The organism is Runella aurantiaca (assembly GCF_003339505.1).
GTDB lineage: Bacteria > Bacteroidota > Bacteroidia > Cytophagales > Spirosomataceae > Runella > Runella aurantiaca.
The window spans coordinates 1-12,199 of sequence record NZ_QPIW01000026.1 but is presented as its reverse complement, the minus strand read 5'-3'; the positions used below and the strand labels follow the sequence as shown (position 1 = coordinate 12,199).

Here is a 12,199-nt window from a genome sequence, read left to right as displayed (position 1 = left end):
CCGTCCCTTTGAAATGAAAAAAGGCTGTTTACTTTTGTATTTGGCTCTTCTTTTTGTGAAAGGCCAATCCCAAACCCTTCAGTCAGGTTTTGCTCAGCAAGTGTATGCTTCCGACTTTAATTCGCTGATGGGCATCACTTTCGACAACAGTGGAAGATTATTTTGCTGGGAAAAGGAAGGGAAAGTGTATGTTATCAACAACGGCGTACAAACTACATTGTTGGATATTAATCAGGAAGTGTATAATGTCACCGATTTAGGGCTCATCGGGTTGGTGCTAGACCCCAATTTTCTGAGCAATGGTTTATTTTATATTTATTATATCGTTGACCCCAAACATTTATTGAACATTGGCAGCCAATACGATGATGCAGGCAACGGTGGGACAATGGCCCGAGTCACCAGATACCAAGCAGACGCCGCCACTGGGTTTACCACGATAGTAGCCAATACGCGCACCATCTTGATTGGAGAAACCGCAAGTACGGGGATTCCCTGTACTTCATTTTTTCACATGGGAGGGAGTATGAAATTCGCCAAAGATGGTACACTCTTCATCTCCGTTGGGGATGCCGCCACAGCCGCCAACAATGACATAGGAGGATTTGATTATGGTTCTCGTACGGTTGCTCGGGGTATTATGACCTCAGCCGAAAACATTGGCTCTTATCGTAGCCAGAATCTAGATTCCCATTGCGGAAAAATTCTTCGAATAAACGCTACCAACGGCAATGGAATCTCTTCAAATCCCTACTATTCAGAAGATTACCCTCGCTCACCTCGGTCACGTATTTGGGCCAGAGGACTCCGCAATCCTTATGGTATCTTGCCCCTTCCTGAAACCGGCTCTCACAATCCGGAAGTGGGAAATCCCGGAAACCTATTGATTGGAGATGTCGGCAGTATTTTGTTTGAAGAAGTCAATCTTGCTACCGGCCCCGGGCAAAATTTTGGCTGGCCGCGTTACGAAGGAGAAAACGCCCGCGCCGAACACCCAAGTGCTACATGGGATCCCGGCAGCAACAAAAAAAAACCTCAGCTTTATTATAACTCCACCACAGGATACAGTATTGTGGGCGGAAATACGTATACGGTAGGGGGTATACAAGTTCCTGGAGAAATCAACGGACATTGCATCTTGATTGGTGATTTTTACAAAAGAACAGACTTATCCAGTCAATACCTCAACAAGCTCTACATTGCCGACTATTCCCAAAAATGGATTAAAATGGTCACTTTTGACACGACCAATCAGATAATCGCTGTTGAAAATTTTGCTTCCAATCTCAGCAACAATGTCATTTCGTTGAGTGTTTCACCTACCACTAGCGGTATTTTTTACTGTACTGCCAACCAAATCCTAAGAATTTTTCCAACAACCAACAGTGCCCCCATTGCCAAGATAGAAGCTGACAAGACGTACGGAGCAGGCCCCTTAGTTGTACGATTCAGTGCCGCAAAATCATACGACCCTGACAGTACAAGCCTGACCTATTTATGGCAATTTGGAGATGGCAGCTCTACCGAAAGCGGGCTCAAGCCCCACCACCGTTTTGCATCTAACTCAAGCGCACCCCAAAAATATACCGTAACGGTGACAGTCACCGATGCCAACGGGGCATCCACCTCCGACTCTCTATATATATACCTTAACAATACGCCACCGGTGATTGCATCAACTTCATTGGACAACTTCACTCCTTTTCCAGTCAATCAAAACCATCCTATTACCTTAGATGCAACAGTCCAAGACAATGAGCAGAACCCTGCTTCGCTGAGTCTGAGTTGGAAAATATACCTTGCTCACAATGACCACCAACACTTGAGTTCATCTCATTCGGGCAATAATATCAATACTACCCTTGCCCCTTTGGATTGTGAATTGGGAGCGGCTTCGTACTGGTACCGTGTTTATCTTACAGTATCAGACTCTCTGGGTCTAACCACTACCCTCATCAAAGACCTCTTTCCTCAATGTGGCGGTATTGCTCAAACCATTACTTTTCCAACAATCAACGACAAACAGACCACAAACACTCCCTTTGTCTTAGGTGCAACTACATCTTCGGGCCTATCGCCCTCTTATTATTCCATTTCGGGGCCCGCGTATGTGATAGGAAATCAAGTGACTCTTTCGGGTATGCCCGGCACGGTGGTGCTCCGCGCAGCCCAGCACGGCAACGGGGCCTACAATCAAGCCGCTCCAGTTGAACGGAGTTTTCAGGTAAATCGCCCACTGGATTCCCAAAGTTTTGCTTTTTCCCCTATATCCAACAAAAATGTAAGTGATGCCCCTTTTCCCCTCACTGCCTCAGCCTCAACAAATACACCCAAGTTTCTCGTAGTCTCTGGTCCAGCTACGGTAACTGGAAACACCGTTACACTCACCGGCACAGCGGGCCAAGTGACAATCCGTGCCTATGCCTCAGGCACTTATGCGACCGACGGGGTTTATTCCGACCGGAGTTTTCAAGTAGTATACCCTTGCCCTTCCACCCAAACCGTCAATAATTTGGCCTACACCGTGTACCAAGCCCAAACCGCTCTTACAGTGACCGGAGCTACGTTGGTTACTCCCTCCAATCAATCACTTTTATTGCAAGCTGGCGGTTCCATCACCATCCAACCCACGGTGGGCACTTCATTTTCTACGGGTACCAACAGTACTTTCAAAATGGAAATTGCAGGATGCCCTTAACAGCAGGAGCTACTAAGCCGTTTTTTCTTCGCTTTATTCTCGTATTTCAACTTTATAACCTCACTTTTATCAGAAGATTGTTACTAACTTTCAGTAAGTTTTGCGTCCATTCTTATTTTGAATAAAACAGTTTTTCAACAAAAAGAATGAAAATAATGAACCCTCTCCCCTATATAATCCAAACGATGCCGCTTTTGGCATTTATTGGCACGTATCTGTTAATCATCGCTTACGATAAATCAAAGATTGTGGAGCGTGTCACCTCCAAAGGCATCAAAACCGTAGGAACAGTGGTTGAAATTCGACAAAACCCTGGTGAATTATTTGGTTCAAAAGAAGGCGAAGGGCAGGCGCCCGTGGTAGATTTTGTCTTTTCTAACGGCTCACATCGGCATTATTCAACGCATTACCAAACCCCTTGTCCTTATGAAGTGGGGCAAAAAGTGGAAGTCTCCTATTATTTCTACAAATCAATCAGAGAAGTGTTATTAGCCAACGAAGGTGCGGGAACGTTGCCCAAAACGCTGTTTCGTTGGGGCATTGCGCTTTGTCTTATCGGTTATCCGTTTCTCATCAAAAAACTAATGCTTTTGGGAGGAACAAATTGAAAGCTGCCGATTAATCGTCCAAAATATTTAATAAATGAAAGAATAGCCTTGAGTAGTGCAATTGGAGTATTTACTTAAACGTATAGTAGCTATTCCAATTTTATTTTATGGACACCCTTCAAATCAAATCTATTCTTGAAAAAATAAAAACCGTCAAAGTGGCGGTATATGGAGACTTCTGTTTGGACGCGTACTGGATCATGGATACGCGCAAATCAGAAGTATCAATCGAAACGGGCCTGCAAGCCGAGTCCGTAGCCAAGCACTATTATTCGCCAGGCGGCGCGGCCAACGTCATCGCTAACCTTTCGGCCCTTCAACCCGCTCAACTCAAGGTTATCGGCGTAGTAGGCGACGATATTCACGGGCGTGAATTGACCGCTCAATTGCAAAATTTAGGCGCCGACACCAGCTCATTGGTCATTCAAAAAGAGCATTTTCAAACCTACGCATACCTCAAAAGATACATTGAAGGCGTAGAAGAGCCGCGCATTGACTTTGGAGTGTACAACAAACGCTCTCTCGAAACCGATGCGCTGATTCTGGCGGGCCTACAATCGGCGCTAGAGATGTACGATGCGCTGATTTTCAACCAACAGGTGCTCGGAAGTATTACCAACGATAGCTTTATCGAAAAAGCCAATGCGCTTTTTGAGCAATACAACGACAAAATTATCTTGGTTGACTCGCGGCATTTCAACGACCGTTTCTCCAACGTATACCGCAAAGTAAACGACGTGGAGGCTGCCCACCTCAACGGCGTTCAGGTAGAGCCGCGTACGATGTTGCCGCGCGCTACCGTGCTGGAATACGGTCAATCTTTATTTGCCCAGTCGCAAAAACCCGTCTTTGTCACCTGCGGTGCCAGAGGCATTACCGCCTTTGATTCAACTGGTTATCATGAGCATTTGGGATTACAGCTGACCGCGCAACTCGACACCGTAGGTGCGGGCGACACCGTCATCAGTGCCATCACCTTGTGTTTGGCGGCGGGAATCAGCCCCAACGAAGCCGCTGAATTTGCCAACTTTGCGGCGGCAGTTACGGTTCAAAAACTGTTTATTACGGGCACCGCCAATGGCGAAGAAATTCTGGCCATCAGCCAAGATCCCAACTATATTTACCAAGCCGATTTGGCCGAAAATCCGCGTCAGGCAGTTTATCTACCCGACTCCGAAACGGAGCTCTGTGACCCATCGGTGTTGGAAAAACTGGGCCACATCAAATACGCCGTCTTTGACCACGACGGCACCATCAGCATCCTCCGCCACGGGTGGGAAGAAATCATGGAGCCCGTGATGATGAAAGCGATTTTGGGCGATTCTTACGATACAATTGACGCCGCAGGATTCAAAAAAGTACAGCGCGAAACGCAAGAGTTTATTCACAAAACCACCGGTATTCAGACCATTTACCAAATGGAAGGCTTGGTCAACATGGTGCGCGAAGCAGGCTACGTGCCCGAAGACCAAATTTTGGATAAGTTTCAGTACAAACAGATTTACAACGACGCCCTGATGGAATTGGTCAACAAACGCATGGCCAAATTACAGGCGGGTGAACTGGACTGGGAAGATTATACCATGAAGGGCGCAGTGGCGTTTTTACACGAACTGAAAGAGCGCGGCGTAGTAATGTATCTAGCCAGCGGCACCGACGTAGATGACGTTCGCCACGAAGCCACCGTACTTGGCTATGCTGACTTATTCGACGGCGGGATTTACGGTGCTTTGCGCGAGTACACCAAGTTTTCCAAGAAGATGATTATCGAGCGAATCATCCGCGACAACAACCTGAATGGCAATGAATTGGCCGTATTTGGCGATGGTCCCGACGAAATCCGTGAAGGGCGTCGTTCGGGTGGTATTTCGATTGGAATTACGAGCAACGAAGTACAACGCCACGGACACAATTTCGACAAACGGCCTCGCCTCGTGAAAGCCGGTGCGCAGTTGATTATTCCTGATTTCTCGCAATACCGCAAGCTAGTCAGTTTGCTCTTCAAGGAAGAAGAAATTTCGGAAACAGTGTAAGAAAGATGGGCGGCGGTCATATCGCACACAAACAGGCAGACGCAAGGCCTGCCCCTACAATGGCAATTATTTCGTAGGGGCGGGGCTTGCCTCCGCCCTCTGTCAGATGTAAAAAACCGATCAAAATCAGCGTTCCAAATTGTTAAGATGTTAAAACAAACAACCATATACCTCTTTGCCATAGGCGTTCTAATGGCCTCACTTTTTTCCTGTTCAGAATCCGGCAAAGAACCCGTTGATTACGTTGACCCGTTTATCGGGACCGATTTCTTTGGTCATACCTTCCCGGGAGCCACGCTCCCCTACGGCATGGTACAACTCAGTCCCGACCACGACGTCAAAGGGTGGACCTACGCGGCCGGCTACGCCTATCCCGACAGTTCTATCATCGGCTTCAGCCACACGCATTTCAGTGGCGTCGGTATGACCACGGGCGGTGATATTTTGGTCATGCCCACCGTCAGCGATAAAATTCAAACCTCGGCAGGCAGCAAGGAAAACCCTGATTCGGGCTATCGTTCTCGTTACGACAAAAAAGACGAATCGGCTTCGCCGGGTTATTATTCTGTGTTGTTAAAAGACGGTAACATCAAAGCCGAGCTCACCGCCACCAAACGCGTGGGCGTACACCGCTATACCTTCCCCGAATCACGAAAATCAACTATTCTGCTCGACATCGGCCACGAAATCGGCGGTAATGCGGAAAGTGGCGAATCGTTGGTAAAAATGACCAATGATTCCACCCTCGAAGGCTACAAAGATGCCAACGGCACGATGGTTTATTTTGTGGCAAAATTCAGCCGCCCGTTTGAATATTATGGCACGTGGGACAATGACTACATCACCCCCGAATCGTCGGAAGGTTATTGGCCGTACAAAAACGAAGAAAAAGGGTTGAATGTCGGCTTTTTTGTAGGTTATAAAACCAAAAAAGACGACCAAGTCACGGTCAAAGTGGCCATTTCGCACGTGAGTGTAGAAGGTGCAAAAAAGAATTTACAGGCCGAAGTTGCGCATTGGGATTTTGACAAAGTGAAAAACGACGCCCGCGAGACATGGAATGAAGAACTCAAACGCGTAGCCATCAAAGGCAACGATGAAGCCCAAAAGCAGGTTTTTTACACGGCATTTTACCGCAGTTTATTGGCTCAATACATCGGGCAGGACGTGGATGGGCGGTACATGGGTATGGACAAAAAAGTGCATACCGCCCAAAAATATGACTTTTACCCCTCCTTTTCCTGTTGGGATACCTACCGCACGCAGCATCCACTGTTGACGCTTATCGCCCCCGACCACGTCAACGATTTTGTTAAATCCATTGCCGCCAAAACCACCGAATTCGGTTGGCTTCCCGCGCAGCATTTCCGCAATACGTATCGCCCAAGCATGGTCGGTGACCACTTGATTCCTGTTATCGTAGATGCCTATTTTAAAGGCTACCGTGATTGGGACATTGAAGGATTGTACGCCGCCATGCGTCGCAAAGCCTTGGAATCTCCCCCCGCCAATATTCCCGCCTCCGCCGGTCGTGCTGGACTGGCCGATTATATCCGCTTAGGCTACGCACCCGCCGACCGCACCACCGAATCCGTTCCCAACACGATGGAATTGGCCTACGATGATTGGTGCATTGCCCGGTTGGCCGAAGCATTGAACAAAAAAGAAGACGCGGCCTTGTTTTACAAACGCGCTCAGAATTACCGAAACGTATTTGATGCGTCTACGGCTTTTATGCGTCCGCGCCGCGAAAACGGCGCGTGGTTGGAAGCCATCGGCACCAATCAACAAACCATTGATTCTGTGGGAGCACATCATTATTACCGATATTTTGACCCGCTGTTGGTGGGCCGTCGTCCCAACCGTCATTATACTGAATCCAACGCGTGGCAATACCTCTGGTCGGTGCAACACGACCCAGCCGGTTTGATTCAGTTATTGGGTGGAAATCAATCGTTTAATCAACGTTTGGATACCTTCTTTGCCATGGATGCCTCCATCAGTACCCCAAAATACGTGGGTGTGGTGGGTACCATCGGGCAATACGTACACGGAAATCAACCTTCGCATCACGTAGCGTACTTGTACAATTATGCGGGTGCTCCGTGGAAAACCCAGTATTGGGCCCGCGAAATCATGGAGCGTTTTTACCGGACCGGACCGGGAGGGTTATCAGGTAATGAAGATATGGGTTCGCTTTCCTCTTGGTATTTATTGAGCAGCATGGGCATTTATCCCGTGGCTCCGGGCAGTACCCAATACGCCATTGGTAGCCCGATGTTTGAGGAAACTGAATTTAATGTCGGGAAAGAAAAAACCTTCAAAATCATTGCCCCAAACACCTCCTCCAAAAACCGATACATCCAATCCGCCACGCTCAACGGCAAAGCCTTTGACCGAAGCTGGATTGACCATTCTGAAATCATGGCGGGTGGAGAATTGACGTTTGTAATGGGTCCTGAGCCGAATAAATCGTGGGCAACGGGCAAAGATGCCGCGCCCTATTCGCAGAGCAAGTAGTCGCTCGGTTCTACCGAGTGACAATTATCCCAAGGCCTCCGGCCTGTTGATTCAATAAGGCCGGAGGCCTACCAATAGCCATCACTCGCGGGACGCGAGCGACTGCCGTCAAACACAACAAAAACACCAACCAAACCCCATGATAACCAATACCTTAAAAACCCTCCTCCTCTTGTTGGCAACGGCCTTCATCAGCCAAGCCCAGCAAACCTACGCCGAAAAACTCGGCTGGCCCAAAGGAGCCAAAGTCGTGATTTTTCACGTAGACGACCCGGGCATGTCGTATTCTTCCAACCAAGGAACCATCAAATCCGTGGAGCAGGGCGTGGCTACGTCGTGCAGCATTATGTTTCCGTGCGCATGGTCGGCGAGTTTTGTGAATTACATTCAAAAAAGCAATCCTAATCTCGACGCGGGGGTACATTTGACGTTGACATCGGAGTGGCGCGATTATCGTTGGGGACCCGTGGCGGGCTTTCAAAACGTACCAAGTTTGGTGGATAAAGAAGGGAATCTGTGGCACGAAGTAGCCCAAGTCGTGAAAAATGGCACGGCCGACGACGTAGAAAAAGAAATCAGGGCGCAGGTCGAAAAAGCATTGCGCATGGGCCTGAAACCCACCCACATGGACTCGCACATGGGTACGCTTTTTGCGCACGTCCCCTTTTTGGAGCGATACATCAAAGTCGGGGTTGAATACGGCATTCCGGTCATGTTTCCGGGCGGAAATAACAAGTTGCTCATTGAATGCCAAAATTATCCTGTCATCAAGAAATTAAAGGCCGAAGGCAAATGGCAAGAGGGCATGAAATTGCCCGAATCCGAATTAATTAAAATGACGGGACCGGTGGGACAGAAAATCTGGCAATCGGGCTTGCCCGTGTTGGATGATTTGCACACCATCAGCGGCGACTGGAAGCCCACAACTCCCAACTCAACGCCCGAAGAATGGGGCAAGTACAAAGCCCAAAAATTCATCGAAACCCTCAACAACATGCAGCCCGGATTGGCCATGTTCATCGTCCACAGCAGCGACGTGACCGACGCCTTCAAGCACATCAGCGCTTCGGGTGGCTCACGCTACGCTGATATGCTTTCGATGATGAATCCCGAATTGAAAGCCTATATCCAATCACAGGGCATCATCCTGACTACGTGGCGGGAAGTGATGGAACGCCGGAAGAAAGTCAAGTAATTTGATTTGTCACCCTGAAAGGGTCTAAAACCGTACGAATTAACAATTCGCAAAAAGCAATTATACCACCATGCAAAGGCTCTTAGATGCCCGAATGGGCGGCCCCGTCCAGCATGACAAAAAATACGTTTTTATAAATACAAAAAGCACCAATGAAACTCCGTTTTCCTCTCTCCATACTCCTTTTTACCTTTATTTCCCTGCAAAACACCTTTGCGCAATCCTCCCCCATTGTTCGCTCCACGCTGATTTTTCCGGGTCAGGAAAAACACGTTCACGGCAGCAGTTTGGTCAATTTACCCAATGGCGATTTTCTTTCCGTGTGGTTTTATGGGAGTGGCGAACGCACCGCCGACGACGTCAAAATCATGGGTGCCCGTTTGAAAAAAGGCGAAACCGTTTGGAGTGAACCGTTTGAAATGGCCGATACGCCCCACCTGCCCGATTGCAACCCCGTTTTGTTTTTGAATCAACAGGGCAAACTGTTTTTAGTCTGGATTGCGGTACAGGCCAACCAATGGGAGCAGTCTATTCTGCGTTTTAAAACCTCGACCGATTACGCTAAAAGCGGCCCACCTATTTGGAATTGGCAGGATAATATTTTGCTCAAACCCGATGACAATTTTGCCAAAGAAGTAGCCGAAAAATTCAAGAAACTGCCCGAAAATACCGCAGGTTGGGCAGGATACGCCCGCAAATACGACGACATGATCATCGAAGCCGCCAAAGATGCCCCCAAACGCAGCATCGGGTGGATGACGCGTATCAAACCGATGCTGATGGAAAACGGCCGCATTGTGTTGCCGCTCTATTCCGACGGATATAACTTTTCGCTCATGGCCATTTCCGACGATTTTGGTACGACGTGGAAACCAAGCCTGCCGCTCGTAGGCCGTGGGCCGATTCAACCCGCGTTGGCAAAACGTAAAAACGGGAACTTGGTGGCGTACCTGCGCGACAGCGGCGACGAGCCTACGCGCGTTCAAATCAGTGAATCTTCGGACAAAGGAGAAAGTTGGACCGCCTCTCTCAAAACCGACATTCCCAATACCGCAAGCGTTGAAATATTGACATTGCAGGATGGCAAATGGGCCTTTTTGGGCAACGACATCGACGACGGACGCTACCGCGTGAGCCTGTATCTATCTGATGATGAAGGGAAAACGTGGAAGTGGAAAACGCGCCTCGAAGACCACGCCCGCGACAAAGGCGGTTATTCGTACCCCTGCCTGATTCAAACGCCTGACGGTTTGTTGCACATTACTTACTCCGCCCACGCCGACAAAAACAACAAATCCATTAAATACGTAGTGGTTGACCCTAAGAAGATGAAATAATCGGCTTTATCTTTAACCACTAAGGCACTAAAGGCCACTAAGAAGAGTTAAATCCCTTAGTGATTCTTAGTGCCTTAGTGGTTATAAAAACCTACAACCTCTTCAAAATCTTCACCAACTTTTCCGTAATCACCTCATAGCCTACGTCCGAAGGGTGCAGGCCGTCGTAGGTCATGGCAATGGACTCGACGGGGTAAGGATATTCGTCGGTTTCGGGGTTGAAAGGAACGTCAATAAAATCGGGATAAGCGTAGTTTTTGTACGCGCCCGTTTGCGGGTCTTTCAGCCGTTTGTACTTAACCAACTTCTTCACGCTTAAGCGTTTGGTATTGTACAAATCAATCACTTTCAGTTTTTCATGCTTCCCAATCGCATTGATGGCCTCCGCAAACTGACCGAGCATTTGTCCCTTTTTCTCTTTGTAAGAACCGTACGCGTTGTTTTTCATATTGGCGATGTACACAAAATCGACCCGTTGCATGGGTGTCATCAATATAATTTTGGCATCCGGGTTCAGGCGGCGCAGTTTGTCGATAATGATGCGAAACGAACCGTAGAGCGTTTGGTGGCCGGCATTGTTTTCATAATCGGCCAAAGTGCCCAACGGTCGCCCGCCCCACCAGTCGTTTGTCCCCAAAAAAACGGTGTACACATCGGCTTTTGTCAGGTTAAGCGTTTCTATTTTCTCGGCAATCAGCCCCGCCGTCCAGCCGTTATAACCTTTATTAATGTATTCAATGTGAGGCAGTTTCTCCACTACCCTCGTCATATAGCCTTTCGTAATTCGGTTTCCAGTTTCGTTTTGGTGTTCGTTCAGGTAGGTGATGGAGTCACCGATGGCCACCCAGGTGATTTTTTCGGGAGAGAATGAACTGAATAGTCCAACTAGGACAATCAACGCAATGATTTTTTTCATGCCTAAAGTTAAATTGGGTGTTTACTTTCTCCCAAAAGCCTTCAAGCGCGTTTTTATCCTTATTTATTTGGCGAGGAGGTGCTGGCAAAACGACGTGACTTAGGCATTGGCCTATGCCTCCACTTAAAGTGTATACAAATACCCTGGCTTTTTAGCTACTTGATTGGTACTTACCGTGTTATAAACAGTCTTGTTATTTTACCTTCGCAGTCACCCTTTGGAAGGCGGTGAACAACTTGAGGAAAGAAGATGACGAATCTCTAACAATAACTAGGTATATAGTCAACCAGGTTACTTAGCAGTTGCAAGTTTTTGCTTAATATCTACGACAAAATCAAGAGTAACTCCTGCGATTTTAGCGATTTTGTCAAAAGTCATATCTGTCTCTCTCAATAGATTTTCAACTATTTTTCTTTTTGCTTTGACGACAAAGTAATCGTTTTCTTCATTTAAATATTTTGCGATGCTCTCCATGATTTCGTCAATTTGTAGGTCTAATTTACGCAGTTTTTTGCCGATGTTGGTGTTTTTTCACCAACATCCTCACTTTTTAGCTATATAATTGGCACTTACCGTGTTACAAACACTCTTGCTATTTTGCGTTCGCAGTCACCATCTAAAAGATTGCGAACAAAAATTGTTACAAAAATTACAGCCAAAATAAGGCTCTGTTTTAAGATAAGACAACTATATTTTCAAATGATTACATTTATTATCTTCAAATTTGTATAATTGTAAAAATATAATCATAAACCATGGAAGACCGTACTAAAGCCGAAGATATTTTGTAACTATCTGATTATAGGATATTTGGATGTCAATCCATCGAATCATTATTTCAATATATTCAGTGCATAAGCGTATAAAATTATCATTTGCGTTTTTGAGACCT

General features: G+C 47.2%; 8 protein-coding genes. 6 read left to right on the top strand and 2 right to left on the bottom strand.

The window, feature by feature from the left end:
- Positions 1-13 precede the first annotated feature (13 nt).
- From DVG78_RS23275 to DVG78_RS23250, 6 genes are all read left to right on the top strand, one after another.
- The gene (locus DVG78_RS23275; RefSeq protein ID WP_114463439.1) at positions 14-2,698 is read left to right on the top strand and encodes a PQQ-dependent sugar dehydrogenase; all 2,685 of its coding nucleotides are present in this window, start codon (positions 14-16) and stop codon (positions 2,696-2,698) included.
- Positions 2,699-2,853: 155 nt separating this feature from the next.
- Entirely contained in the window at positions 2,854-3,306 is a 453-nt protein-coding gene (locus DVG78_RS23270) for a DUF3592 domain-containing protein (protein WP_147277160.1), read from the top strand.
- A gap of 107 nt (positions 3,307-3,413) precedes the next feature.
- Positions 3,414-5,339: a PfkB family carbohydrate kinase gene (locus DVG78_RS23265; RefSeq protein WP_114463437.1), complete on the top strand. Its 1,926-nt coding sequence runs from the start codon at positions 3,414-3,416 to the stop codon at positions 5,337-5,339.
- 18 nt (positions 5,340-5,357) lie between these two features.
- Entirely contained in the window at positions 5,358-7,859 is a 2,502-nt protein-coding gene (locus DVG78_RS23260) for a GH92 family glycosyl hydrolase (protein ID WP_374755728.1), read from the top strand.
- Positions 7,860-7,998: 139 nt separating this feature from the next.
- A complete protein-coding gene (locus tag DVG78_RS23255; RefSeq protein WP_114463436.1) occupies positions 7,999-9,054 on the top strand; it encodes a polysaccharide deacetylase family protein in 1,056 nt (351 codons plus the stop codon).
- 152 nt (positions 9,055-9,206) lie between these two features.
- Positions 9,207-10,391, top strand: coding sequence for a sialidase family protein (locus DVG78_RS23250; RefSeq protein WP_114463435.1), 1,185 nt, complete (start codon positions 9,207-9,209; stop codon positions 10,389-10,391).
- A 91-nt stretch (positions 10,392-10,482) separates the two neighbouring features.
- Here DVG78_RS23250 and DVG78_RS23245 read toward each other — a convergent pair whose 3' ends face one another.
- Entirely contained in the window at positions 10,483-11,307 is an 825-nt protein-coding gene (locus tag DVG78_RS23245; RefSeq protein WP_114463434.1) for an SGNH/GDSL hydrolase family protein, read from the bottom strand.
- Between the two features lie 291 nt (positions 11,308-11,598).
- On the bottom strand, positions 11,599-11,781 hold the full coding sequence (locus DVG78_RS23240; protein WP_114463433.1) for a hypothetical protein: 183 nt from the start codon (positions 11,779-11,781) through the stop codon (positions 11,599-11,601).
- Between the last annotated feature and the right edge of the window lie 418 nt (positions 11,782-12,199).